Here is a 26,092-nt window from a genome sequence, read left to right on the forward strand (position 1 = left end):
GAAAATCTGCAAACCCTCGCAGGACCTGTCGTCATCCTGCTCATGCTGCTGTTCTTCGGTGGCAGCCTGTACATGTCCTTGCGCATCCGCAAGCGGAAGGAGAACGCCGACGGCTACATGACCGCAGGCGGCCGCATCGGATTCGGCATCTCGGCGGCTTCGATGACCGCCACCTGGATCTGGGCGTCGTCGATGTACGCGTCCGCGACATCGGGATACACCTACGGCATCTCCGGGCCCATCCACTACGGGCTCTGGGGTGCACTGATGATCCTGCTGATCTACCCGTTCGGCAAGCGCATCCGCAAGGTCGCGCCCAACGCGCACACCATCGCCGAGGTAATGTTCGCCCGGCACGGCCGCTCCAGTCAGCTCATGCTCGCCGGCTCCAACGTGCTCGGCAGCGTCATCAGCCTCACCTCGAACCTCATCGCCGGCGGCGCACTGATCTCGATGCTGTCGCCCTTCACCTTCACGCAGGGCATCCTCGCGATCGGCGCAGGCGTGCTGCTGTACACCCTGTGGTCGGGCTTCCGCGCGTCGGTGCTCACCGACTTCGCGCAGGTGTGTCTGATGCTGGGCGCGGTGATCGTGATCATCCCGGTGGTCTTCTTCGCCGCCGGCGGGCCGAGCCTGTTCGAGACCGGGGCCGTTCACGTCACGCCGCAGCAGGCTGACTTCTTCTCCTCCGACGCCTTCTTCAACCAGGGCGCTCCCTACATCGCCGCGGTGCTGGCCTACGCCATCGGAAACCAGACGATCGCTCAGCGCCTGTTCGCGGTGCGACAGGACCTGATCAAGAAGACGTTCATCACCGCCACGTTCGGTTACGGCGCGACGATCATCGGAATCGGGATGCTGGGAGTCATCGCCCTGTACGCCGGCATCACTCCGACCGGCGGCGACGTCAACAACCTGATCCCGCAAATGGCCGCTACCTACCTGTCGCCGCTGCTGCTGTGCGTATTCTTCGTGATGATCATCGGCTCGCTGTCATCGACGGCGGACGCTGACCTCACAGCGTTGTCCTCGATCGTGATGGCCGACATCTACGGACAGAACATCGCCGGCAAGAAGAAGGCGAACCCGCGCACGATGGTGCTGATCGGTCGCATCACGATGATCGTCGCGATGGTAGCCGGGCTGTTCTTCGCCGGTTCGCACCTGAACATCCTCGACCTTCTGGTCTTCGTCGGCGCCCTGTGGGGTGCGCTGGTGTTCCCGGTGATCGCGAGCTTCTACTGGAAGCGCGTGACCAACCTGGCATTCTCGGTCTCAGTGGTCGTCGCCCTGGCGGCGTTCCTGCCGGTGCGCTTCGAATGGATCGCACTCACCGGTCCGATCGCCGTCATCTCGGATGTGCTGTCGACCATCGGCATCGGCGTGGTGCTGGGGCTGATGGCGTTCGGTTTCTTCGGCAAGCGTGTCGCGCTGATCGTCGGCACTGTGGCGATTGTTGCTGCGGCACCGTTCTCGATCGGTTTCCTGCACACCTACCCAGTGCTGTCCGGTTCGCTGGTCGCCTACGCGGTCTCGACGATCGTCTGTGTGGCGCTGACACTGCCGAGCAAGAAGGAGGACTTCGACTTCGCGGTCATCGCGGAGCGGACGGGCAACTTCGATGTCGAAACCGATCAGGACCTCGACGCCGACCTGGCCGCACTGGAGTCCGAGTCCGATTCCGAGAGCACGAGCCGCTGAGGCTGAGAGGAGAAGCATCATGGAGATGTCGACCATCGCATTGACCGTCTACGTGCTGATGTGGCCGGTGATCGTGGCGGGCACGCTGACCGTCATCGTCCGCGCGTTCGTCAAGGAAGCGCGAAAGGCCAAGGCCGAGAACCGCAGCATCATCTGAGCACCACCGCGTGCGCATGCGAAAGGCCCGGGATGCTGGCATCCCGGGCCTTTTCTGAGCCACCTGTCAGGATTGAACTGACGGCCTTCCCATTACGAGTGGGATGCTCTACCACTGAGCTAAGGTGGCGTGCGCGGTTAAGCGGCACGATCAATAATCCTACCCTGTCGGACCGATCACCGCGAAACCGAGCCGGCGAAAATCACTCGCAGCGGAGTCCGTTCTTCGGCACCGTGCCCCCGAGGAGGAAGTCCTCAACGGCACTGTCCACACAGCTGTTGCCCTTGTTGTAGCCGGTGTGCCCCTCGCCGACGCGCGTGACCAGCACGCCGTTGTCGAGCTGCTTCGCCAACGATTCCGACCACTCGTACGGGGTCGCCGGGTCGTTGGTGGTGCCGACGACGACGATCGGGCCGGAGCCTGTGGCGGTGATCTCTTCCCGCACGCCGGCCGGGGGGTACGGCCAGACCTCGCAGGGGTCGGGCCCCTCCCAGTACGGCGCGAAGGTCGGCGCCTTGGCTTCGATCTTCTTCATGGCGGCGTCTTCGGCGGCCTGGTCGTCTTCGACCGGGTAGTCCATGCAGTTGTATGCCCGGAACGCCTCTGCGGAATTGCTGAGGTAGGTGCCATCAGGGCCGCGGTCGTTGTAGCTGTCGGCCAGTGCGAACATCACCGAGGGGTCGCCCTGCAGTGCGGCGTTCAAACCCTGCGTGAGGTACGGCCAGCTCTGCTCGCTGTACATCGCGGTGATGACACCCGTGACCATGGTGTCGACGGTCAGCATCCGACCATCGCCGTTCGGCATCGGCGAGCGCGAGACCGTGGCCAGCAGCGCGCGGAAGTCGGTGAGCGCTTCATCGATCGACCCGCTGAACGGACACTTGGCGCTGCTCAGGCAGTCGACGAGGTAGGCGCGCAGCGCGGATTCGAAGCCGATCGCCTGAGTGGTTCCGACGTCGAGACCGGGAACAGCCGGGTCGATCGCACCATCGAGCACCAGCCGCTGCGCGCGCTCGGGATACAGCTTCGCGTACGTCGCACCGAGGAAGGTGCCGTACGAGTAGCCGAGGTAGTTCAGCGTCTCATCGCCCAGCACGCCGCGGATCAGATCCATATCGTGCGCGGAGTTGACGGTCGTGATGTACGGCAGGATGCCGTCGCTGTTCGCGTCGCAGGCATCGGCGTACTTCTGATTGCGCTCGGTGATGTCGGCTTCCCACTCCGGGGTGCCGCGGGGCGCGTCGATGACCCCGTAGTTGTACTCGTCGTTCTGCTCGTCGTCGAGGCAGGCGACCGCGGTAGAGCGCCCCACGCCGCGCGGATCGAAACCGATCACATCGAAGCTCTCGATCAGATCGGGACCCACCGCGTAGTCGAGGCTCTGCGCGATGAAGTCGTAGCCGCTGCCGCCGGGCCCGCCCGGGTTGACCAGCAGCGAGCCCCGGTGCTGCCCTGTCGCCTGGTGACGCACGATCGCCAGCGAGATGGTGTTGCCGTCACCGGGGTTGTCCCAGTCCAGCGGCGCGGTGAGGTCGGCGCAGTCGAAGCGCGCACCGCACTGCTTCCACGACACCTCCTGGGAGTAGAACGGTTCCAGCTCGGCGGAGACCCCGGCGGTGTCGGGTTCGCGCGTCGTCGACTCGGTCGTCTCGGGGATGAGGGAGGCAAGGCATCCCGTCAGTACGACGGATGCTGCGGCGAGTCCGGCCAGCATGGCGAACGTGCGGCGGGGACGGTGCGGGGATCGGAGGTTCACGGGGTCCTTCCACTGGAGACGGTGACGAGAAGGCTTTCGATGGCGAGCAGCGGCGAGACGTTGCTCGACAGCGACTCCCTGGTGTCGGCGATGGCGTCGAGCACGATGATGGTGCGCTCGACCGGCCAGGCGGCGGCGAGCGCCTCGAGGTCGCTGCGCAATTCGCGGTTGATGAGCTCGTCGTGGCGACCGAACTGCAGCATCACGACATCGCGATACAACGACTGCAGGTCGGTGAGCACGCGGTCGATGCCGTCTCGGAGACTGCGCGTCGCCCGCTTCTTCTGGTCGTCTTCGAGAGCCGAGATCTGGGTGCGCAGCGCTGGCGGCACCGACTGCCCCTCGGCGATGCCGACAGTGCGCAGCAGAGACGCGCGCTCGACGGCATCCCGTTCGGCAGACAGCGACTTCGCATCGTCGGTGGCGGCCTGGATGATCTGACCGGCGACCTCGACGGCGCCGCCGACTCCGCGCACGCTCAGCACAGCGCGCAGGCTCTGCTCGCGGCGAAGGCGCGCGGCGTCGTCGGTGGCCAGGCGCTGCGCCATGCCGATGTGCCGCTGCGCGTGCCGGGCGGCCTGCTCGGCGGTGGCCTCGTCGGCATCGGTGCGCAGCCTGATCAGCCGTGCGACGTCGGCGACCTCGGGCTCGCGCAGGCGCAGCGACCGCACGCGGGAGCGGATCGTGGGCAGCAGATCGGCTTCGCTGGGTGCGCACAGCACCCACACGGTCTGCTCCGGGGGCTCTTCGAGCGCCTTCAGCAGCACATTGGAGGTGCGCTCGACCATGCGGTCGGCGTCTTCGACGACGATGACGCGGTAGCGACCTGCTGAAGGCGCGAAATAGGAGCGCTCGACGAGTGCCCGCGCCTCTTTAATGGTGATGATGACCTTGTCGGTGCGCAGCGCCGTGACATCGGGATGCGTGCCGGCAAGCACCTGCCGCATCGCCGCCTCATCGTCGGGCCGGTCGGCGATGAGCGCTGCGGCGAAGGCGTATGCGAGCGTCGAGCGCCCGGAGCCGGGCGGGCCCGTGATCAGCCAGGCATGCGAGAGAGATGCGGGATCGGCCGCCGCCTTACGCAGCGTCTGCACCGCGGCATCCTGACCCCAGACGTCCGTCCACGGAAACGGGGCGGGATCGACGGCGGTCATGGTCTCCAGCCTATCGGCGGGGGCGGACACAGCCATCGTCGCTCAGAGCAGCTCGGCGACCCGAACGCGGATCGTCTCGGCGATCTGCTCGGGGGCGAGAGTCGCGTCGATGACGAGAAAACGTTCGGGTTCGGCCGCGGCGAGCGCAAGAAACGCCTCGCGCACCCGGGAGTGGAACTCCTCTTTCTCGGCTTCGAGCCGGTCGAACGGCTTGTCTGCGGCGTCCAACCGCAGCCTGGCCGCGGCAGGGTCGAGGTCGAGCAGCACCGTGAGCTGCGGCAACGCGCCCTCCGTCGCCCAGAGCGAGAGGCCGCGCACCTCTTCGGCTTCCAGCACTCGTCCTGCGCCCTGGTAGGCCACCGACGAGTCGAGATAGCGGTCTTGGATGACCACCTCGCCGCGTGCGAGCGCGGGGCGCACGACGGTCGCGACGTGATGCGCGCGGTCGGCGGCGTAGAGCAGCGCCTCGGCGCGGGGTGCGACCTCGCCGCGGTGGTGCAGCACGATGTCGCGGATGAGGATGCCGACCTCGCTGCCACCGGGCTCGCGCGTGCGCAGCACGGTTCGCCCCTGGTCGCCGAGCCACTGCTCGAGCAGCCGGGCCTGGGTGGTCTTCCCCGACCCGTCGCCGCCTTCGAGAGTGACCCAGAGACCTTCTGTCACGAGCTGGACTTCTTGGCCGCGTTGGCAGCGCGCGTCGCGGCTGCCTTCTTCGCGGCGGCCGAGCGGGCTGCGGCCTTCTCGGCATCCGTCTTTGCCGCAGCCTTCTTCGCGGCAGGCTTCTTGGCAGCTGTCTTCTTCGCCGGTGCCTTCTTTGCAGGAGCCTTCTTCGCCGGCGCCTTCTTGGCGGCGCCGCGCTTGGGCGCTGGGCCCTTGGCGCGCTTGTCAGCGAGCATCTGCACCGCGATCTCGAACGTGATGTCGTCGGGCGTCTGCCCGCGCGGAATCGTCACGTTGGTCACGCTGTCGGTGACGTACGCGCCGAAGCGGCCGTCACGGATGCGAATCGGTTTGCCGCTGACCGGATCGGCGTCGAATTCCGCGAGCGCGCTCGATGCCTTGCGGGCACCGTACTTCGGCTGCGCGTACAGTTCGAGCGCCTGCTCGACAGTGACATCGAAGATCTGCGATTCGCTCTCGAGCGAGCGCGAATCCGTGCCCTTCTTCAGGTACGGGCCGAAGCGGCCGTTCTGCGCGGTGATCTCCTCGCCGGATTCCGGGTCGGTGCCGACCACGCGAGGCAGGCTGAGCAGCTGCAGAGCGGTGTCGAGTTCGATGCTGTCGACCGACATCGAGCGGAAGAGCGATGCGGTGCGCGGCTTGGGCGCGGCGTCCTTCTTCTTCTTGCCCTTCTTCGGCTTCTCCTCGGCGACGACCTCGCCCGTGGCCGTGTCGACGGCGTCGTCCTCGGAGACGGGGTCGTTCTCCTGAACGTACGGCCCGAACCGGCCGTCCTTGACGACGACGATCTTGCCGTTCTCCGGGTTCTCACCGAGAACCCGGTCGCCAGCGACCGGTGCGTCGACGAGTTCCTGCGCCTTCGCTGCGGTGAGCTCGTCCGGTGCCAGGTCTTCCGGCACGTTGACGATGCGCGGCTTGGCGTCGGGGTTGGACTCGTCTGCGACCTCGAGGTACGGGCCGTACTTTCCGAACCGCAGGGTCGCGGTGTCGGTGATCTTGGTCGAGTTCAGCGCACGGGCATCGATCTCGCCGAGGTTCTCGACCACCTGGTGCAGGCCGACCTGGTCATCAGCGCCGAAGTAGAACCGGCGCAGCCACTCCACGCGGTTCTGCTCACCGCGGGCGATCGCATCGAGGTCGTCTTCGAGACCGGCGGTGAAGGCGTAGTCGATCAGAGTCGGGAAGTGCTGCTCGAGCAGTCGCACCACGCTGAAGGCCAGCCACGTCGGAACCAGGGCCTGGCCGCGCTTGGTGGCGTAGCCGCGGTCGATGACGGTGCCGATGATGCTGGCGAACGTCGAAGGGCGGCCGATGCCGTGCTCTTCCAGCGCCTTCACGAGCGATGCCTCGGTGTAGCGCGGCTTCGGCGTCGTGCGGTGGCCCTTGGCCACGGCATCCGCCATCGCGAGCTCGTCGCCCACCGCGACGGCAGGCAGGGACTGGCTGTCGGTCGAGTCCTGGGCGTTGCGCTTCTCGTCGCGACCCTCTTCGTAGGCTTCGAGGAAGCCCTTGAACGTGTAGACGGTGCCGGATGCGGTGAATTCGACCTTCTTGCCGTCGGCCTGCGCCTCGAGCGTGACGGTCGTGGTCTCGTACTTCGCATCGGCCATCTGGCTGGCGACGGTGCGCTTCCAGATCAGGTCGTACAGGCGCTGCTCTTCGCGGTCGAGCGCGGAGGCGACCGAAGAAGGCGTGCGGAACTTCTCACCCGATGGGCGGATCGCCTCGTGCGCCTCCTGCGCGTTCTTGCTCTTGGACTTGTACACGCGGGGCTTCAGCGGCACTGCGGCGTCGCCGTACAGAGCTACGGCCTGGCTGCGCGCGGCCTGGATGGCCTGCGTGCTCAGCGACGCCGAGTCCGTTCGCATATAGGTGATGTACCCCTTCTCGTACAGGCGCTGGGCGACGCTCATCGCCTGCTTCGCGCTCATCGAGAGTTTGCGGCCGGCCTCCTGCTGCATCGTGGAGGTCGTGAACGGGGCGTACGGGCTGCGCTTTCCTGGCTTCGCCTCGACCTTGCTGACCGTGGCGGCCCCTGTGGCGTCGACCGCGGTTGCGAGAGCGTTCGCCTGCTGCTCGGTGAGCACGACGACGGCCTTCTTGAGCTTGCCGTCGTCGTCGAAGTCGGTGCCGCGTGCGAGCTGGCCGCCATCGACGCGCACGAGGCGCACGGTGAAGGCGGTGCCGGTCGATGAGGCGCTCGCCTCGACGTCCCAGTACTCGGCTGAGGTGAACGCCATGCGGTCGCGCTCGCGCTCGACGATCATGCGGGTGGCGGCGGACTGCACACGGCCCGCGGAGAGACCGGACTTCACCTTGTACCAGAGCACAGGAGAGATGTCCCAGCCGTACAGACGGTCGAGAATGCGGCGGGTCTCCTGGGCATCCACGAGCGCAAGATCGAGCTCGCGGGTGTTGCCGACCGCGGCCTGGATCGCGTCCTTGGTGATCTCGTGGAAGACCATGCGCTTGACGGGCACCTTGGGCTTGAGGGTCTCCAGCAGGTGCCAGGCGATCGCCTCGCCCTCGCGGTCCTCATCTGTGGCGAGCAGGACTTCATCGGCGGTCTTGAGTGCGCGACGCAGCTCGGCGACCGTCTTGGTCTTGCGATCGGAGACGACGTAATAGGGATCGAAGTTGTTGTCGACGTCGATGGAGTACTTCCCGTACGCCTTCTTGTCGTCGGCCGGGATGTCCTTCTTGTCAGCAAGGTCGCGGATGTGGCCGACCGAGCTGAGCACCTCATAGCCGTCGCCGAGGTACCCCTGAATCGATCGCATCTTCGTCGGTGACTCGACGATGACGAGCTTCTTGCCTTCTGCCAAGAGTGCGTCCTTTCTTCGAAGCACACCATACACACCACTTTCATGGTGTGCACCGAGAAGCCTCACGACACGGAGCGCCGGAGGAGGTGAAGAGGTGTGCGAGATCGTCGTCATGACTGTTCGGGTGGGCCCGCTCGGGAGCGGGAGACGGCGACGAGTCCAGCGTACGCGGCTCTGACCTCGACATCCGCCGTGAGCCCGCGGATGGCGCAGGCCGAAAGCGTCGCGCCGGATGCTGCCGCGACTCGTTCCGCCAGCACACAGGGGTCCTCCCCCGTGGTGATCGCGCCGGAGGCGGCATCCGCGGCGGCGAGCGCCGCCGCATCCGCAGCGCCCGCGGCACGCTGCGCGGTGACGGTGGCGCCACCGACCGCCGCGAGCCCCAGAGACAGAGTCGCGGCCACCGTGAGGACGCCGGCGGCGAGCGCCGTGCCGGCCATCTCAGAGCCCTCCGGCGAGAGCGCAGCTCTCGGCGCGCAGCGGGACGGAGATGAGGCGGCCGACCCGCATGTCGAGGGACGCGGTGACGCAGATGAGGTCGCCCGCACTGCGTGAGGTCGACGTCGCGCCAGAGACGGACGCCGTCACCACGCCCGCGGCGCGCGCCGCGCTCTCGCCGCGGCCGAGCAGACGCGCGGAATCAGCGGCGGCGTCCTGCAGCGACACCAGAGTCGCCGCAGCGCTCAGCGCGCCCACGCCCATCATCAGCGCGAGCAGCGCCGCGGGAAGGGCGACGGCGAGTTCGGCGGCGACGGAGCCGCGCTCAGCGCCGAGCCCGCGTGCACCGCCGAACTCACGCCGTCGGGTACGGCGCATCACGACACCGTCAATGCCCGTCGGACGAGATCGGTGAGGATGCCGCGCACTTCGTCGGATCTCATGATCACCACCAGCAGGCCCGCGAATGCGACAGCGGCCATGGTGGTGATCGCGTATTCAGCGGTCGCGGCACCGGACTCATCGGTGAACAGCGACGCCGCGCGGCGCCTGGTCAACTCCGGCAGCTCCGGCAGTTCGGACAGCTCGGACAGCTCGCGCTCGGCGAGGTCATCGTCAGTCATGGTGTTCCTTCTTTCTATCGAGGGCGCGTCTCGCCCCAGGTCGTGCGGGTGTGATCAGATCGGCAGCGGCGTGGAGCTCAGCACGCTGAGCATGAGCGGCGCGACGCCGAGGAGCAGGAACGCGGGCAGCGTGCAGGCTCCCAGTGGCAGCAACAGTTTCGATGAGAGTCGGGCGGCGCGGATGCGGCCCTGTACGCGGGCGTCGTGACGCTGCTGGGCGGCGGAGGCACGCAGCAGCTCACCGGCAGGAACACCGGCTGCCCGAGAGAGTTCGAGCACAGCATCCGTCTCGCTGCGGTCGGCGGCGAGGTCAGCGGAGCTGTACTCCACGAGCCGGAGTGCGCGCGGAATCCCGACCCCTCCGGCGAGCGCCACCGCGACGAGTTCGGCGTGCATGCCTGGTGTGCCGGGCCGCGGCTGTGCGCCGCGCACCATCCGTGCGGTCCACCACCGCGCGACCAGCACCAGTGCGACACCGAGGATCACGCACACGATGCCGAATGGGTTGGTCACCAGCACGCCGATCGTGTCGAAACCCAGCGCAAAGCCGAGCAGCAGCCCAGCGAACGGCAACCAGAGCAGCAGCCGTGCGGTTCCGGTCGGCTCGGCCAGTGCGATCCGCACGTCATCGGCGGCGGACGCCGCGTCTTGCAGCGATTCGGCGAGCGCGCGCAGCACTTCGGCGAGCGGAGCACCGACCGTCGTCGCAACTTCCCAGGCCGCCGCGACATCCGACCACGCGCCGTGCTCGGCATCGATCGCTCCGACGAGATCCGCACCGTCGGCACAGCGGGCTGTCACGCGCTCCGCGACCGCGTCCCCAGTATCGGCCAGGTGCTGCCAGGCCGTCATCGGCCGGGCACCCGCCTGCAAGAGGACGGCGAGCGTGCGCACAGCAGCGGCCGCATCACCTGCATCCGCTCGAGCGTCGGCGCGACGACCGATGAACCACCCCCTCACCCGGCTCACCACGGCTGCACTTCTTCGATGCCGAGGCGCTCGTCGATGAGCGTGAACCGTCCCGCATGCGCGATCCGCCGTCGTCCGTCGGTGGCACGCTCGAGGTGCAGCACGATCGTGAAGGCGCTGACGACCTGCCGGGCGAGTGCCACAGCATCCATCCCCGCGAGCGCCCCGAGCGCCTCCATCCGGGCCGGCACATCGAGCAGGCCGCTTGCGTGCAGGGTTCCCGCCCCGCCATCGTGACCGGTGTTGAGAGCGGTGAGCAGTTCACGCACCTCTTCTCCGCGGCATTCTCCGACGATGAGCCGGTCGGGCCGCATGCGCAGCGATTCGCGCACGAGCATGGCGAGGGTGATGCGCCCGGCGCCCTCCAGATTGGCCTGCCGCGCTTCGAGAGACACGTGATGCGGGTGCCGCGGCCGCAATTCGGCGACGTCTTCGATAGTGACGATCCGTTCGCTGGGCGCGACCTCAGAGAGCAGCGCGCTCAGCAGCGTGGTTTTGCCGGTGCCGGTGCCCCCGGTGATGAGGACATTCGCACGCTCGGCCACGAGGCGTCCGAGCCACGCCCGTTGGGCCGAATCGAACGTGCCGGAGACCGCCAGCGCATCGAGATCGGCACCCAGCACACGCGGCACGCGGATGGACAGGGCTGTTCCCGATGTCGACACCGGTGCGAGCGCCGCATGCACGCGGATGCCGGATTCCAGACGGACATCCACGCAGGGGGACTGGTCGTCGAGGTGCCGACCACCGGCGCCGATCAGCGCCACCGCGAGGTCGCGCACCTCCCGCTCGGACGCAAGCCACGCGGGCACGGGCTCGGTGCCGTTGCCCCGATCGACGAACAGTCCGCTCGCGCCGTTCACGAAGATGTCGGTGACGCGGTCGTCGCGCACATGCTCGGCCAGCGCCCCGAACACCGGATCGACGGCGAGCGCGGGCACAGCATCCGCTGCATCGACGGCAGCAGTGCGGGGACGGAGCACGAACGGATCAGGCATGCCACGACGGTAGGTCGGCGACGCAGCACGGCCCGATCGCTTTCCCACGCCCTGTGCACAACGAGCAGGAATCTGTGTCGGTGCAGAGCGAAGACCGACGCACGCGCTGCACGCTCGATGTCCTGTCCGAAGAAAGCAGAGGGCGGCACCTCACGGGGGGAATGAGGTGCCGCCCACACGCGCCCCAAATCGGGGTATCGGGCGCGTGGAAAGCCAGAATAAGATTCGGCTGTGGGTCAGTGTAGGCGTGGGCACGTTCGCGTGCCAATCGCACCGCACTACCGACTTTCGACAGTATGCACCCGGCACGGAGGCTACTAGATTCACCGTGTTACGGTCGTGCCCCGAAACGATCCCAGCCCGCGCAAAGGAGCGAGTGCCATGAGCAGCCAGATCGATCACCTTCTCGATGAATCGCGGAAGTTCCCGCCGTCGGCGGAGTTCGTCGCCGAGTCGATCGACGATCCCGCCCTCTATGAGCGCGCGAAGGCCGACCGCGAGGGCTTCTGGGGCGAGCAGGCACGCGAGATGCTGCACTGGCACAAGCCGTTCACGCAGGTGCTCAACTGGTCGAACCCTCCGTTTGCGAAGTGGTTCGACGACGGCGATCTCAACGTCGCCTACAACTGCCTCGACCGCCACGTCGAAGCGGGTCTCGGCGATCGCGTCGCCATCCTCTGGGAGGGCGAACCCGGCGACGAGCGCCGCATCACCTACGCCGAGCTGACCGAAGAGGTCAAGCGCACGGCGAACGTGCTCGCCGAGCTCGGCATCGGCCACGGCGACCGCGTCGCCATCTACCTGCCGATGATCCCCGAGGCCGTCATCTCGATGCTCGCCGTGGCGCGACTCGGCGCCATCCACTCGGTCGTCTTCGGCGGCTACAGCGCCGACAGCCTCCGCTCGCGCATCGATGACGCCGGAGCCAAGGTCGTCATCACCGCCGATGGCGGGTACCGCAAGGGCAAGGTCTCCGCTCTCAAGCCGGCCGTCGACCAAGCGCTCAGCGACCGTCACGGTGAAGGCGTGCAGCAGACCGTCGAGCACGTGCTGGTCGTGCAGCGCGGCGGCAACGACGTCGACTGGGATTCCGAGCGCGACATCTGGTGGCACGAGGCTGTTCCGGCGGCATCCGCCGAGCACGAGGCGCTCGCGTTCCCCGCTGAGAACCCGCTCTTCATCCTCTACACCTCGGGCACCACCGGAAACCCCAAGGGCATCCTGCACACCTCAGGCGGCTACCTCACGCAGGCCGCCTACACGCACAAGTACGTGTTCGATCTGCATCCCGAAACCGACGTGTTCTGGTGCACCGCCGACATCGGCTGGGTCACCGGTCACAGCTACGTCACCTACGGCCCGCTGGCGAACGGTGCGACCCAGGTCATGTTCGAAGGCACCCCCGACTCGCCGCATCCCGGCCGCTGGTGGGAGATCATCGAGAAGTACGGCGTGACGATCTTCTACACCGCGCCGACCGCGATCCGCTCCTTCATGAAGCTCGGCCGGCAGATCCCGCAGAAATTCGATCTCTCTAGCCTGCGCCTGCTGGGCTCGGTGGGCGAGCCGATCAACCCCGAGGCATGGATGTGGTACCGCGAAGTGATCGGTGCCGACAAGACGCCCATCGTCGACACCTGGTGGCAGACCGAGACCGGCGCCATCATGGTCTCGCCGCTGCCAGGCATCACCGCGACCAAGCCCGGCTCGGCTCAGGTGCCGGTGCCCGGGGTGTCGATCGATGTGACCGACGACGACGGCAACAAGGTCGGCAACGGCAACGGCGGCCTGCTGGTGGTCACCGAGCCGTGGCCCAGCATGCTGCGCGGCATCTGGGGCGACCCGGACCGCTTCAAGGCGACGTACTGGGAGAAGTTCGAAGACAAGGGCTACTATTTCGCCGGCGACGGCGCCCGTCTCGATGAAGACGGCGACCTCTGGCTGCTCGGGCGCGTCGACGATGTGATGAACGTCTCGGGGCACCGACTGTCGACCACCGAGATCGAGTCCTCGCTGGTGGCGCACGAGTCGACCGCTGAGGCGGCTGTGGTGGGCGCGGCAGACGAGACCACCGGCCAGGCCGTGGTGGCATTCGTGATCATCAAGCAGAGCTACCTCGACGCGCACTCGCCCGAGGGCCTCGTCGCACAGCTGCGAGCGTGGGTCGGCGAGCAGATCGGGCCGATCGCCCGCCCTCGCGATGTGTACATCGTTGGCGAACTGCCCAAGACCCGCTCTGGCAAGATCATGCGCCGGCTGCTGCGCGATGTGGCTGAGGGCCGTGAAGTCGGCGATACGACGACCCTCGCCGACACCCTCGTGATGAGCACGATCTCGCAGCAGGTGAAGTAACCCGCCGACACCCCGTGTATTCGCCGAGACCCCGTGCTGCTGACGTCTGCAGCACGGGGTCTCGGCGATAGGTGGGGGTGTCAGCGCACCGGTCAGGCGAGGATGAAGGTGACCTCGACCTCGACGGGGGTGTCCAGTGGCAGCACCGTGACACCGACGGCGGCGCGTGCGTGCTTGCCGGCATCGCCAAAGATCTCGCCGAGCACCTCGCTGGCGCCGTTGATGACGCCGGGCTGCCCGGTGAAGGCGGGGTCGGATGCCACGAAGCCGCCCACCCGCAGCACGCCAGCGATCTTCTCGATGCCGCCGGCAGCATCCGCCGCCGCAGCCAACGCGTTCAGCGCGCAGGTGCGGGCGTAGTCCTTGGCGTCTGCCGCGTCGACTCCCGCACCGACCTTGCCCGTGCCCGGCAGCGCACCGTCAGTGAACGGCAGCTGCCCGGAGGTGTAGACGAGACCCGCGTGCACGACCGCGGGAACATAGGCCGCGACGGGCGGCACGACGGTGGGCAGCTCGATACCGAGCTCTTCCAGACGAGCAGAGATGCTCACTTGCTCTCCCCCTCGAACTGGCGTGCGGCCTCAGCGGCGGCGCCGAGGCCGGTGTTGGCGGCAGCATCCTGCGTCACCGGACGCTTCAGATACGCGACGAGCCCGCCTTCGGGCCCGGTCACGACCTGCACGAGTTCCCACCCCTGCTTACCCCAGTTGTTGAGGATCGCCGCCGTGTTGTGAATCAGCAGTGGCGTGGTCAGATATTCCCATGTAGTCATGGTGCTCCTGTGCGTCGGCGACGGTCAGAATCGGATGCTGCCGTCGAGGCTTCTATTCAGGGAACTCCCCTACGATCAAGCGTATGCCTCAAAAGAAACGCACGGTGAAAGGTGTGCTCGGCGGGCTGCTCGGCCTGGTCGGTCTGAGCGCCGTCGCCGGGGTGCTGGCGACAGCCGCAGTCACGCCCGCCATCGCCATCGCCGGCGTCACCGGCTCTCAGGCGCTGTCGATCTTCGACAACCTGCCGAACAGCCTGACGCCGGGCGCGCCGATGGAGCCGACGATCCTGTATGCCACCGGCGAAGACGGCAAGCCGTTCGAGCTGGCGAAGTTCTACGACCAGAACCGTGTGCCGGTGACCTTCGATCAGATCTCACCGCTGCTATACGACGCGATCCTCTCCAGTGAGGACAAGAACTTCTACTCGCACGGTGGGATCAATCTCGGTGCCACGGTGAAGGCCGTCGTCGAGAACCTTCGCAACACATCATCGCGCGGCGCCTCGACGATCACCCAGCAATTCGTGAAGAACGTACTGATTCAAGAGTGCGAGCAAGAGGTTTCCCCGAATGAGGAGCACTATCAGGAGGAACTGAACAAGTGCTTCACCGAAGCGACTGACCCCGACGGCGCGGATGGCATCAAGCGCAAGTTGCAGGAGATGCGCTACGCCATTCAGATCGAGAAGGACTACTCGAAGAACGACATTCTGCTCGGGTACCTGAACATCGCGAACTTCGGCGGCCAGATCTACGGCATCGAAGCGGCAGCGAACTACTACTTCGGCACGAGCGCCAAGAAACTCAACCTCGACCAGGCGGCGACCCTTGCCGGTATCGTGCAGAACCCCAACCGGTTCCGCATCGATTTAAAGGACGGCACGTGGACCGACGAGGCCGGAGTCGGCCGTAACTCTGAGGAAGACGGCTACGCAGACGCGCAGCACCGTCGCAACTACGTCATCGACCGGATGCTCGTCGACGGCAAGATCACCAAGGCGCAGCATGACGAAGCTGTCGCCGCACCGGTCGAGCCGAATATCAAGGCTCCCAAGCAGGGCTGCGCGGGAGCCGGCGCCCAGGCCTACTTCTGCCAGTACGCCAAATCCGTCATCGAGAAGGACCCGGCATTCGGCAAGACAGAGGCGGAGCGGCGAGACATGCTTCAGCGCGGCGGTCTGAAGATCTACACGTCGCTCGACATGCGTGTACAGCGGCCGGCCGTTGAAGCCATGCACGCGCGCGTGCCTGACAAGTTGCCCGGCATCCTCCTTGGCGGCGCCGGAGTATCCCTTGAGGTCAGCACTGGACGTATCCTCGCGATCGCGCAGAACACGTCGTTCAGCGAGTCAGCCGAGGCGAACATAGCGAACGGCCAGTCGTCGCAGGTATTCGCGGCTGATCGTGACCATTTCGGAGGAGTCGGGTTCGGTCCCGGTTCGACGTACAAGCTGTTCACCCTGCTGCAGTGGCTCGAGGACGGCCATTCCGTCAACGAAGTACTCGACGGACGCGTCCGCAACTTCGGCAAGTTCCCGCAGTGCGGTGGCACGTACACGCAGCCCGAGGAGGTCGGCAACTTCGGTCAGGGTCGCGGTTCGGTCAGCAGCGTGCTGCGGTTCACTGCCGCGTCGCTGAACACCGGTTTTCTGGCTATGGCGCAGCAGCTCGATCTGTGCGACATCAACAAGATGGCCAAGCGCCTCGGGGTGCACTGGGGCGACGGCGGAGACGTGACGACCTACGGACTCGATGGTGCTGGGCATCTGAAGGACGCGAAGAAGGACAACGTCCACACCGACGCGAACGATCCGTTCCCGACTGTGCTCGGTTCGAAGTCCATTCCACCGCTCCAGATGGCTGGTGCATACGCAACGGTCGCCAACAAGGGCATCTTCTGCGAGCCGCGGGTGATCGACAAAATCACTGGGCCCGACGGCAAGGAGATGACAACCCCGAAGCGCAGCTGCACCCAAGTCATCTCTCCCGAGGTCGCCGCGACGGCCGCATACGCGTTGCGCGGCGTCATGGAAGGCGGGACGGGTTCCGGCGCTAACCCCTACGACGGCATCCCGGTGATCGGCAAGACCGGTACCGCCGAAGCAGAACACACCATGCTCGTCGAGTCGAGCACGAAGGTGAGCACTGCCGTGTGGGTCGGCAACGTGGAAGGCCGCAAGCCACTGAAGGAGTTCAGCGCCAACGGCACCCGCCTCAATGACATCCGCTACCCTCTTGCGCGCGACCTTCAGCGCGCTGCGAACGCCGTGTACGGCGGCGATCGCTTCCCCGCACCCGACAAGAACCTCACTCGCCGCGTGCTGAAGGAGCTGCCCAGTGTCGTCGGTCAGTCCATCGAGGATGCAACGAGAACCCTTGAAGGTGCCGGTTTCTCGGTGCAGGTCGGCTCGCCCGTTGACAGCGCGGTCGAAGCCGGACACGTCGCCGAGCAGCAGCCCGGGGCGGGCAGGGTTCCAGGCGGCACGACCGTCACGCTGGCCCCCAGCACCGGAAAGGACCCGGAGAAGGCGGTACCCAATGTCGTCGGCTCGAAGTTCAAGCAGGCGAAGAAGGCACTGGAAGGTGCCGGATTCAGCGTAGATGGCGAAGACTGCAGCGGTGGCGCGAAGGTCGAAGCACAGGATCCTGCCGGTGGCAAGGCTCCCCCGGGCTCAACGGTCGCCCTGACCTGCGAAAGCGACGATTGACGAACCGCAGCGCAGCACACCCGGCCCTCATCGCTCTCGGTGCGATGGGGGCCGTCGGTGTCGCCTCAGCGGTGTGGGGCATCGGCATCGAGCGCTATCTGTTCACCGTGCGGAAGGTGACCGCCGCGGCGCTGGCACCGGGCAGCGCGCCGATCCGGGTGCTGCATGTCTCTGATGCGCACATGGCGCCGTGGCAGCACCGCAAGCAGAACTGGCTGGCGTCACTGGCTGAGCTCGAGCCCGATCTCATCGTCAACACCGGTGACAACCTGGGCCATCGCGACGGGTTCACCGGCATCCGTCGTGCGTTCACCCCGCTCGCCGGCATTCCCGGCGTGTATGTGCACGGTTCGAACGACGTTCAGGCCCCGGCACCCCGCAACCCGCTGAAGTACTTCACCGGTCCGTCGAAGCATCATCACGAACCCGAGCTGCTCGACACGGATGCCATGGATTCCTTCTTCACTGATGAACTCGGCTGGGCAGCCTTGAACAACTCCGCCGCACGATTGGATGTCGCCGGCAACAGCATCGACTTCTTCGGCGTCGACGACGCGCACCGCGACTGGGATGAGTTCGACAAGCTCCCCCCGGCCATCGATGCCCTCGGAGCGGCACCCATGCAGTCGACGCGCATCGGCGTCACCCACGCCCCCTATCAGCGCGTCCTCAACGGATTCATCGATCTCGGCGCGGATGCCATTTTCGGCGGCCACACGCACGGCGGGCAGGTCTGCCTTCCCGGCTACGGAACTCTCGTGGCGAACTGCGACATCCCGCTCAAGCAGGCCAAGGGCCTGAGCACCTGGAGCCACCGCGGGCGCACCGTGCCGCTGAACGTCAGCGCCGGGTGCGGCCATTCGATCTACGCTCCCGTGCGCTTCGCCTGCCGCCCCGAGGCGACGCTGCTGACCCTCACCCCACGCAGTCAGTGAGCCTCGTCGCCGGGCGCGCCCGGCGGTCAGGGCGATTCGTCGCAGCTCCTCCGGGCATGTAGACTTGAACGGTTGCAACGGGGTGTGGCGCAGCTTGGTAGCGCGCTTCGTTCGGGACGAAGAGGCCGCAGGTTCAAATCCTGTCACCCCGACCATTGCTTGAAGGGCTCGCCGGAAGGCGGGCCCTTCTTCATAGCATCCGTCGCTCAGGGATGCCGCTTCGAACGCCCGCTACCCTGGAGAGATCATGACCTCGCCACGCCTCGTCGCTTTCGACCTCGATGACACGCTCGCCCCGTCGAAGGGCCAGATCGACGACCGGATCGCCGACCTGCTGCGCGAACTGCTGCGCCGCGTCGACGTCGCGATCATCTCTGGCGGCAACGAAGCGCAGTTCCGCTCCCAGGTCATCGCGCGGCTCGGCGATGCGGATGCCACCGAGCAGGCACGCCTGCACCTGCTGCCCACCTGCGGCACCCGCTACCTGCGCCACGACGGCACCGAGTACACCGCCGTTTACGCGCACGACCTCACCGACGAGGAGAAGACTTCGGCTCTGACGGCGTTGCGCGAAGAGGCGGAGCGGCTGGGCCTCTGGGAGAGCAAGACCTGGGGTGAGATCCTCGAAGACCGCGGGTCGCAGATCACCTTCTCCGCCCTCGGACAGCAGGCCCCCCGTGAGGCGAAGCATGCCTGGGATGCGTCCGGCGAGAAGCGCGCACTGCTGCGGGATGCTGTCGCCCCGCGCCTACCTGGGCTCGAGGTGCGCTCCGGGGGATCGACCTCGATCGACATCACCCGAGCGGGGATCGACAAGGCGTTCGGCATGCAGAAGCTCGCCGAGCACACCGGCATCCGCCTCACCGAAATGCTCTTCTACGGCGACCGCCTCGACGAGGGCGGCAACGACTACCCGGTACTCGCGATCGGCGTGCCATCGATCGCTGTCGACGGCTGGGAAGACACCGCCGACAAGCTCGACGCGCTGCTGGCGACGCTGCCGGAGCCCGCGGCGCTCTGAGCGCCGCGCTCCCCCGCGCGAAATCAGGCGATCCGCTGAGATCAGGCTGATTCGTTCGGGAATCATCCTGATCCGGGCGAATCGCCTGATCTCAGTGCAGGGCGCGAAGAGCGACTCGCGCGCTCAGCGCGTCGCGGCCTCCGCAGCGGCGCTGGCGAGCGAACCGGAGACCGGCACGAGACGCGTCAACTGCGTGACGTGCGCGGGCGTGAGCTCGGCGAGTGACGAGACGCCGAGGAGCCGCATCGTGCGCTCGATCTCGGTGCGCAGAATCTCGATCGTGCGATCGACGCCCTCGCGCCCGCCAGCCATCAGACCGTAGAGGTACGCGCGTCCGATCAGCGTGAAGTCCGCGCCGAGAGCGACGGATGCCACGATATCGGCGCCGTTCATGATGCCGGTGTCGACCATGACGGTGAAGTCATCGCCAGTGGCCTTGCGCACGTGCGGCAACAGGTGGAACGGGATGGGCGCACGATCAAGTTGACGGCCGCCGTGGTTCGAGAGCACGATCCCGTCGACGCCGGCATCGCGCAGGCGCACCGAGTCCTCGACGTTCTGCACGCCCTTGATGACGATCTTGCCCGGCCAGATGTCGCGGATCACAGCGAGGTCGTCGTAGCTGATGGTGGGGTCCATCGCCGCATCCAGCAGCTCACCGACAGTGCCGCCGGTGGTGCTGAGAGATGCGAACTCGAGCTTGGGGGTGGTGAGGAAGTCGTACCACCACCAGGGACGCGGAATCGCGTTGATGATCGTGCCGAGCGTCAGCTGCGGCGGGATGCTGAAGCCGTTGCGCTTGTCGCGCAGGCGGGCACCTGCCACAGGAGTGTCGACTGTGAACTGCAGGGTGTCAAAGCCTGCGGCCGCAGCGCGACGGGTGAGCTCATAGGAGATCTCGCGGTCGCGCATGACGTAGAGCTGGAACCAGTTGCGCCCGTGCGGATTCGCGGCCTTCACGCCCTCGATCGACGTGGTGCCGAGCGTCGACAGGGTGAACGGGATGCCGGCGGCCGCGGCCGCGCCGGCTCCGGCGATCTCGCCCTCGGTCTGCATGAGGCGGGTGAAACCGGTCGGAGCGATGCCGAACGGCAGCGCGGACGGACCGCCGAGAACCTCGACCGAGGTGTCGACGGTCGGTGCGGGCTTGAGGATGCCGGGGTGGAACTCCACGTCGCGGAAGGCCTGCCGGGCACGCGACAGCGACAGCTCGCCCTCGGCTGCGCCGTCGGTGTAGTCGAACGCGGCCTTGGGCGTACGGCGCTTGGCGATCGTGCGCAGATCGTCGATCGTCAGCGCCGCATCGAGGCGACGCTTCTTGCCGTTGAGCTCAGGCTTCTTGAATTTCATGAGCTCGAGCAGCTCAGCAGGATTGGGCAGCTGGCGCTGGACCATCATGTTCCTCTCGGTTGTTGCGGGAATTCGGGGGCGATCGTTCAGATCGCTCAGGAACGTGTTCTAGGGGACGTGTGGGCGGAGCCGAGGTGGCCAGCTCCGAGAGCCGCGGCGTAGTAGCCGGTGATGTGGTTGCGCACGAGGGCTCGCGCAGCGTCCGTTCCTCCGGCTTCGATCGCCGTGACGATCTCGCGGTGCTCTGACCGCAGATGCGCGACCATGCCCGGCCAGTCTTCGATGCGGGCAGACCCTTCCAGCACGTACGATTCGATCGACGTGCGCAGCCCCGCCATCATCGCGGCGATCACTGTGTTGCCCGATGCCTGTGCGAGCGCATAGTGCAACTCGGCGTCGAGGGCGAGGAACTCGACGGCGGTGAGCTGTTCATCGTCCATCGCGTTCAAAACGGCGTGCACACCGGTCAGGTCGCGGTCGGCGTCAGCCGCGAGGGCTGCAGCAACAGCATCCTCCAGCACGAGCCGTGTCTGCACGACGTCGGCCAGCGGGAAGCCTTGAGCCGCCACCTGCAGTCGCAGCAGCGCTGACATGCCGCCGGAGGGGGCGGCGATCACGATGGCACCGGACTGCGGTCCTGAGCCCGTCGCCGTGCGGATCAGCCCCATGACCTCGAGCACACGCAGCGCCTCGCGAACACTGGAGCGTCCGACGCCGAGGTCGGCAGCGAGGTCGCGCTCGGACGGCAGACGATCCCCCGGGCCCAGGGAGCCGTCGAGCAGGTCGTTCTCGATGCGTTCGAGCACGGTGCGCCACGCGCGCTGCGTCGCCGTGGGCGCTGCGGGCTGCGGCATCCGTCCTCCTGTGGTCTGACCACAGCGTATCGAGTGTGGTCAGACCACGCAAGCCTGTGCCCACGTCCCGCGGGAACATCCCGCAGTCGGCCAGGGCCTCAGCCCAGAACGCCGCCGGATTCCTCGAGGTAGCAGCCGCCGCACAGCGACTCGTAGGTGGTGACGAGCGCATCGCCCGCACCGTCGATCGCGACCTGGTCGCCGTCGAAGACGAAGCGTCCGCCGATGACGCGTCCGTTGAACACGGCCTTGCGTCCGCAGCGGCAGATGGTCTTCAGCTCCTCCAGAGCGTGTGCGATCGCGAGAAGACGCGCGGAACCGGGGAAAGCATGGGTGCGGAAGTCATTGCGGATGCCGTAGGCCATCACCGGGATGCCATCGATCACTGCGATGCGGAACAGATCGTCCACCTGCTCGGCGGTGAGGAACTGCGCCTCGTCGATCAGCAGGCACGCGACATCAGCCGGCTCGGTCGGCAGCAGCTCGTCGTCGCCCTCGTGCCGCACGCGCTCGCGCTCGCGGGCGAACAGCGCGCGCGCATCAGCATCCGGATCGATGAGGAAGTCGACCTCGCGCGTGACCCCGAGCCGGCTCTCGATCTGCGCGGCGCCCTTGGTGTCGATCGCCGGCTTCGCGAGCAGCACCCGCTGCCCGCGCTCCTCATAGTTGTAGGCCGCCTGCAGCAGCGAAGTCGACTTACCGGAATTCATCGCGCCGTAGCGGAAATACAGCTTCGCCACGGTGCGCCCGTCAGGCCGTGAGTGAGAGGACGGATGCCGTCTCGGCCATCGACTGCGCGGCAGCATCCGCATCGTCGTTGAGCGTCTCGCCCATGGTCGGGATCAGCTCGCGCAGCGCGGGCTCCCACCCGGCATACTGCTCTGGGAAGCAGCGCTTGAGCAGACCGAGCATGATCGGCACGGCGGTGGATGCACCGGGCGAGGCACCCAGGAGCCCGGCGATCGTGCCATCGGCGGAGGCGATGACCTCGGTGCCGAACTGCAGGATTCCGCCCTTCTCCGCATCCTTCTTCATCACCTGGGCGCGCTGGCCGGCCTGGATCAGCGTCCAGTCCTCGTCCTTCGCGGTCGGCACGAAAGTGCGCAGACTGTCGACCTTCTTGCCGTGGGTCTTCACCAGCTCGCTGACGAGGTACGTGATCAGGTCGGGATTGGCGAACGCGACGCGCAGCATCGGCCAGAGGTTGTGCGGGCGCACCTGCCCGACGATGTCGAACATCGACCCGTTCTTGAGGAACTTGGGGCTGAACGTCGCGAACGGACCGAACAGCAGTGAGGTCTCACCGTCGACGACGCGCGCATCGAGGTGCGGAACCGACATCGGCGGTGCGCCGACGGATGCCTGCGAGTAGACCTTCGCGTTGTGCTGCGCGACCACAGCGGGGTTGCTCGTCTTGAGGAACTGCCCGCCGATCGGGAAGACGCCGTAGCCCTTGATCTCGGGAATGCCCGAGCGCTGGAGCAGCTTGAGCGCCCAGCCGCCGGCGCCGACGAAGACGAAGCGCGCCTTGACCTGGCCGGGGGTGCGACCGATGCTGTGGCGGTACTTGACCAGCCAGGTGCCGTCCTTCTGGCGCTTGAGGCTCTTCACGTCGTGCCCGGTGCGGACCTCGACTCCCGAATCGGCCAGATGGTCAAAGAGCTGGTGGGTGAGCGAACCGAAATCGACGTCGGTGCCGGAGGGGACGCGAGTCGCGGCGAACGGCTCGCCCTTGCGGCGCTTCTGCATGAGCAGCGGCGCCCACTTGTTGATCACGCGCGAGTCTTCGCTGTACTCGATGCCGGCGAACAGCGGCTGCTTCTTGAGCACCTCGTACCGGGCCTTGAGGAACGCGACGTCCTTCTCACCGCGAACGAAGGTCATGTGCGGCGTGGAGTTGATGAAGCTCTTCGGCTCGCCCAGCACTCCCCGGTCGGTGAATGTCGACCAGAACTGGCGGCTCTGCTGGAACTGCTCGTTGATCGAGACGGCCTTCGCCGGGTCGAGCGTGCCGTCGGATGCCATCGGCATGTAGTTCAGCTCGCAGAGCGCGGCGTGGCCGGTGCCCGCGTTGTTCCACGGGCTCGAGCTCTCCTGGCCGAGATCACTGAGTCGCTCGTAGGCGACGATCTTCCAGTCCGGCTGCAGCTCATGCAGCAGAGTACCCAGTGTGGCGGACATGATGCCCCCACCGATCAGCACGACATCGACGGTTTCAGTCACCCGACAAGTCTAACGGCGTGCGGCACATGCCCCTCACACGCGTCTATTTGGCGCAAAGTCTCGCTATTCCGGTGGAATTACGTGACTTTGCGCCAAATAGACGGGCGATGGTCAGACGACCGGGGCGAGGCGGCGAGTGAGCTCCTCGGCGATCTGCACCGCGTTCAGCGCGGCGCCCTTGCGCAGGTTGTCGTTGGTGATGAACAGCACGAGACCCTTGCCCTCGGGCGCGGACTGATCGGCGCGGATGCGACCGACGAAACTCGGGTCCTTGCCCGCTGCCTGCAGCGGAGTGGGAACCTCATCGACGACGACGCCCGGGGCTGCTGCCAGCACTTCACGCGCGCGGTCGGGGGTGATGTCTTCGGCGAACTCGGCGTTGATCGACAGCGAGTGCCCCGTGAAGACGGGCACGCGCACGCAGGTGCCGGCGACGCGCAGGTCGGGCAGACCGAGGATCTTGCGGCTCTCGTTGCGGAGCTTCTTCTCTTCGTCGGTCTCGTTGTCGCCGTCGTCGACGACAGACCCGGCCAGCGGGATGACGTCGAAGGCGATCGGGGCGACGTAGTTGTCCGGAGCCGGGAAGTCGATCGCCGATCCGTCGTGCACCAGGCGCAGCGTGTCGCCCTGGGCGATCACGCTCTCGACCTGGCCGAGCAGTTCCTGCGCCCCGGAGAGTCCCGAGCCAGAGACGGCCTGGTAGGTGCTCACGATGAGCCGCTCGAGTCCGGCCTCGGCGTGCAGCGCCTTCAGTACCGGCATCGCAGCCATGGTGGTGCAGTTCGGATTGGCGATGATGCCCTTGGGGCGCTCGTCCATGGCATCCGGGTTGACTTCGCTGACCACGAGCGGGACCTCGGGGTCCATCCGCCATGCACTCGAGTTGTCGACGACGACGGCCCCCGCCGCGGCGAACTTCTCGGCGTAGGCGCGGCTTGCGGTCCCGCCCGCGGAGAAGAGCGCAATGTCGATGCCGGTGGGGTCCGCCTGCTCGACGTCTTCGACGATCACCGTCTTGCCGCCGAATTCGATGGCCTTGCCCGCCGATCGCGACGACGAGAACAGTCGCAGTTCGCGGATCGGGAACGCGCGCTCGATGAGAATCTCGCGCATCACGGTGCCGACCTGGCCGGTCGCGCCGACGATGGCGATGGAGAATCCGGAATCAGAGATACGAGTCATGAAGAAAGTCCTTGGCGTCAAAAGCGATGCGCCAGGCTCAGCATCAGGATGCGGATGCCGCGCCTGGCGCCGATGTCAGGGTTGCGGCGAGTCTACCCGCTTGGTCACGGCGTGCGGCGCGTGCGTCTCGCGGGATCCTGCCGCGGATCCCTGAACTCCCACCCAGGGTCCCGGCCTCCCGCCACGGTCCCGAACTCCCGCCGAGAAACCACTTCCTGCACGAGAAATCACGCCGCACGTGGTGTGGAGTCTCATGACTTAGTGGACGGTTCAGTCTCAGGACTTAGTGGACTGTTCGCGTGGGGTGGTGTGTGGTCGATTTGGCGGGTGAGGCTCATCTCGGCTTTGCTCGCGGGCCAGGGCGTGGTGGTGATCAGCTCGCCGGCTGAGTCGAATAGGTCGAGAGTGTCGTCGTTGCGCAGGATCGTGATGCGTTGCCCGTGCCAGGCCTTCCCGAGGATGAACACATGAAGCAGATACCGGACGCGGCCTCCTCCGCTCGCCGTGCGTTGCTGGATGATCGCGTTGTATCGTTCCTGTCTCGCGACCGGGCGTGAGGCGGGCCGTGACGCGTTCGGTGGCGTGATCGGGTCACCCGGCGGGGCGATCTTTGGGAGCGTGTCGTAAAGGTCAGCGGGCGCGGTCCGTGGTGGCAGGGACTGGTGGGAGCGGTGGTGATTGAACCAGTCCCGATACTCGTCCAGAATCTGTTGCAACTGCTCGATCGTTGCCGGTCGGCGCGCGTCGATGAAGTTCAGTAGCGTCTGATGGGCGCGTTCAACTTTCCCCTGCGATTGTGGATGGCGAGGTCGGCCGGAGATCATCTTCACGCCCAGATCAGACAAGAACGCGTCTAACGCGCTCGTCTTGTTCGCGCGGCGTTGATTGAATGCGGTCCCGTTGTCCGTGTGCACCACCACGGGACGCCCATAACCGGCAATCGCCTGCTGGAACGCCTGGACAACGACGAGGGAGTTCTCCGCAGGGCCGGGGTGCAGGGCAATGCTGTAGCGGGTGCAGTCATCAAGGATCTCGACGACCACCACGATCTCTCCCGTCGTGAGCGCGACCTCGAGCCCATCTGACTGCCACCGTTGGTTCGGGAACTCAGAACGGATCCGCGTGTGCGATCGTTTCGGACGCTTGTGTTTGTTCCGTTTGACGAGGTGCACGCGGTCCAGGATTCGCGCGATCGTGGACCGTGATGGTAACGGACTGAACCCGGACCGCTCCAACACGTCCAGGATCGAACGAGGCCCGGAGTCCTTGCCCTGCCTGACGAGCTCGCGCCGTGTCGCGATCACGACCGCGACAACGACCTCCGGCATCACGGTCGGGCTGTGATGCGGGCGCGTGCTGCGCTTGACCAACCCTGCTGGGCCCTCGGCCACCG

23 protein-coding genes and 2 tRNA genes are annotated in these 26,092 nt (G+C 66.7%); 7 read left to right on the plus strand and 18 right to left on the minus strand.

All coding sequences use genetic code 11. The features are described from left to right. Positions 1-42 precede the first annotated feature (42 nt). Positions 43-1,701 (plus strand): sodium:solute symporter family protein, encoded by a 1,659-nt coding sequence (locus FM104_RS00585; RefSeq protein WP_087129565.1) that lies wholly within the window; start codon positions 43-45, stop codon positions 1,699-1,701. A 19-nt stretch (positions 1,702-1,720) separates the two neighbouring features. After that, on the plus strand, positions 1,721-1,858 hold the full coding sequence (locus tag FM104_RS16405) for a putative transporter small subunit (RefSeq protein ID WP_179206608.1): 138 nt from the start codon (positions 1,721-1,723) through the stop codon (positions 1,856-1,858). A 57-nt stretch (positions 1,859-1,915) separates the two neighbouring features. Here the strand turns inward: FM104_RS16405 and FM104_RS00595 are convergent. The 10 genes from FM104_RS00595 to FM104_RS00640 all read right to left on the minus strand — a co-directional run bounded on the left by FM104_RS00595 (position 1,916) and on the right by FM104_RS00640 (position 11,302). Beyond that, positions 1,916-1,987: transfer RNA gene (locus FM104_RS00595), tRNA-Thr, on the minus strand. 73 nt (positions 1,988-2,060) lie between these two features. Continuing rightward, a complete protein-coding gene (locus FM104_RS00600; protein WP_087129567.1) occupies positions 2,061-3,572 on the minus strand; it encodes an alpha/beta hydrolase in 1,512 nt (503 codons plus the stop codon). 38 nt (positions 3,573-3,610) lie between these two features. Further along, positions 3,611-4,768 carry a DNA polymerase III subunit delta' gene (locus FM104_RS00605; protein ID WP_087129509.1) on the minus strand — a complete coding sequence of 386 codons (1,158 nt, stop codon included), beginning with the start codon at positions 4,766-4,768 and terminating at the stop codon, positions 3,611-3,613. 42 nt (positions 4,769-4,810) lie between these two features. Further along, positions 4,811-5,431 carry a dTMP kinase gene (gene tmk, locus FM104_RS00610; RefSeq protein ID WP_087129510.1) on the minus strand — a complete coding sequence of 207 codons (621 nt, stop codon included), beginning with the start codon at positions 5,429-5,431 and terminating at the stop codon, positions 4,811-4,813. After that, a complete protein-coding gene (gene topA / locus FM104_RS00615; RefSeq protein ID WP_087129511.1) occupies positions 5,428-8,274 on the minus strand; it encodes a type I DNA topoisomerase in 2,847 nt (948 codons plus the stop codon). The genes tmk and topA overlap by 4 nt, the downstream gene beginning before the upstream one ends. A gap of 110 nt (positions 8,275-8,384) precedes the next feature. Further along, positions 8,385-8,714 (minus strand): Rv3654c family TadE-like protein, encoded by a 330-nt coding sequence (locus tag FM104_RS00620; RefSeq protein WP_087129512.1) that lies wholly within the window; start codon positions 8,712-8,714, stop codon positions 8,385-8,387. Position 8,715: 1 nt separating this feature from the next. Next, a complete protein-coding gene (locus FM104_RS00625) occupies positions 8,716-9,090 on the minus strand; it encodes a TadE family type IV pilus minor pilin (protein ID WP_087129513.1) in 375 nt (124 codons plus the stop codon). Continuing rightward, complete coding sequence (locus FM104_RS00630) at positions 9,090-9,335, minus strand: DUF4244 domain-containing protein (RefSeq protein ID WP_087129514.1); 246 nt, start codon at positions 9,333-9,335, stop codon at positions 9,090-9,092. Before FM104_RS00630 ends, FM104_RS00625 begins: the two co-directional genes overlap by 1 nt. A 54-nt stretch (positions 9,336-9,389) precedes the next feature. Then, a complete protein-coding gene (locus FM104_RS00635; protein ID WP_306298497.1) occupies positions 9,390-10,304 on the minus strand; it encodes a type II secretion system F family protein in 915 nt (304 codons plus the stop codon). Next, complete coding sequence (locus tag FM104_RS00640) at positions 10,301-11,302, minus strand: TadA family conjugal transfer-associated ATPase (RefSeq protein ID WP_087129515.1); 1,002 nt, start codon at positions 11,300-11,302, stop codon at positions 10,301-10,303. Before FM104_RS00640 ends, FM104_RS00635 begins: the two co-directional genes overlap by 4 nt. A gap of 381 nt (positions 11,303-11,683) precedes the next feature. Between FM104_RS00640 and acs the strand changes: the two genes are divergently transcribed. Beyond that, complete coding sequence (gene acs, locus FM104_RS00645) at positions 11,684-13,654, plus strand: acetate--CoA ligase (protein WP_087129516.1); 1,971 nt, start codon at positions 11,684-11,686, stop codon at positions 13,652-13,654. Between the two features lie 92 nt (positions 13,655-13,746). Here the strand turns inward: acs and FM104_RS00650 are convergent, their stop codons facing one another. Then, positions 13,747-14,205, minus strand: coding sequence for a RidA family protein (locus tag FM104_RS00650; RefSeq protein ID WP_087129517.1), 459 nt, complete (start codon positions 14,203-14,205; stop codon positions 13,747-13,749). Beyond that, complete coding sequence (locus FM104_RS00655; protein WP_087129518.1) at positions 14,202-14,426, minus strand: hypothetical protein; 225 nt, start codon at positions 14,424-14,426, stop codon at positions 14,202-14,204. Before FM104_RS00655 ends, FM104_RS00650 begins: the two co-directional genes overlap by 4 nt. A gap of 83 nt (positions 14,427-14,509) precedes the next feature. Between FM104_RS00655 and FM104_RS00660 the strand changes: the two genes are divergently transcribed. The 4 genes from FM104_RS00660 (at position 14,510) to FM104_RS00675 (ending at position 19,090) form a co-directional block, all read left to right on the plus strand. Next, a complete protein-coding gene (locus tag FM104_RS00660; protein WP_256971441.1) occupies positions 14,510-17,134 on the plus strand; it encodes a transglycosylase domain-containing protein in 2,625 nt (874 codons plus the stop codon). A 44-nt stretch (positions 17,135-17,178) separates the two neighbouring features. Continuing rightward, positions 17,179-18,069 carry a metallophosphoesterase gene (locus tag FM104_RS00665; RefSeq protein ID WP_087129570.1) on the plus strand — a complete coding sequence of 297 codons (891 nt, stop codon included), beginning with the start codon at positions 17,179-17,181 and terminating at the stop codon, positions 18,067-18,069. Positions 18,070-18,147: 78 nt separating this feature from the next. After that, positions 18,148-18,224 (plus strand) — tRNA-Pro (locus FM104_RS00670). A gap of 92 nt (positions 18,225-18,316) precedes the next feature. Beyond that, positions 18,317-19,090 (plus strand): HAD-IIB family hydrolase, encoded by a 774-nt coding sequence (locus FM104_RS00675; RefSeq protein WP_087129519.1) that lies wholly within the window; start codon positions 18,317-18,319, stop codon positions 19,088-19,090. Between the two features lie 123 nt (positions 19,091-19,213). Here the strand turns inward: FM104_RS00675 and FM104_RS00680 are convergent, their stop codons facing one another. The 6 genes from FM104_RS00680 to FM104_RS00705 all read right to left on the minus strand — a co-directional run bounded on the left by FM104_RS00680 (position 19,214) and on the right by FM104_RS00705 (position 26,069). Next, entirely contained in the window at positions 19,214-20,485 is a 1,272-nt protein-coding gene (locus FM104_RS00680) for an alpha-hydroxy acid oxidase (protein WP_087129520.1), read from the minus strand. Positions 20,486-20,535: 50 nt separating this feature from the next. Further along, on the minus strand, positions 20,536-21,294 hold the full coding sequence (locus FM104_RS00685) for a FadR/GntR family transcriptional regulator (RefSeq protein ID WP_087129521.1): 759 nt from the start codon (positions 21,292-21,294) through the stop codon (positions 20,536-20,538). Between the two features lie 98 nt (positions 21,295-21,392). Then, positions 21,393-22,034, minus strand: coding sequence for a thymidine kinase (locus FM104_RS00690; protein ID WP_087129522.1), 642 nt, complete (start codon positions 22,032-22,034; stop codon positions 21,393-21,395). Between the two features lie 10 nt (positions 22,035-22,044). Beyond that, complete coding sequence (locus FM104_RS00695) at positions 22,045-23,517, minus strand: malate:quinone oxidoreductase (protein ID WP_087129523.1); 1,473 nt, start codon at positions 23,515-23,517, stop codon at positions 22,045-22,047. A gap of 111 nt (positions 23,518-23,628) precedes the next feature. Beyond that, a complete protein-coding gene (locus tag FM104_RS00700; protein WP_087129524.1) occupies positions 23,629-24,699 on the minus strand; it encodes an aspartate-semialdehyde dehydrogenase in 1,071 nt (356 codons plus the stop codon). A gap of 251 nt (positions 24,700-24,950) precedes the next feature. After that, a complete protein-coding gene (locus FM104_RS00705; protein WP_179206615.1) occupies positions 24,951-26,069 on the minus strand; it encodes a DDE-type integrase/transposase/recombinase in 1,119 nt (372 codons plus the stop codon). Positions 26,070-26,092: the final 23 nt, after the last annotated feature.

This window comes from Microbacterium esteraromaticum (genome assembly GCF_900163815.1).
In the GTDB taxonomy this organism is placed as follows: Bacteria; Actinomycetota; Actinomycetes; order Actinomycetales; family Microbacteriaceae; genus Microbacterium; species Microbacterium esteraromaticum_B.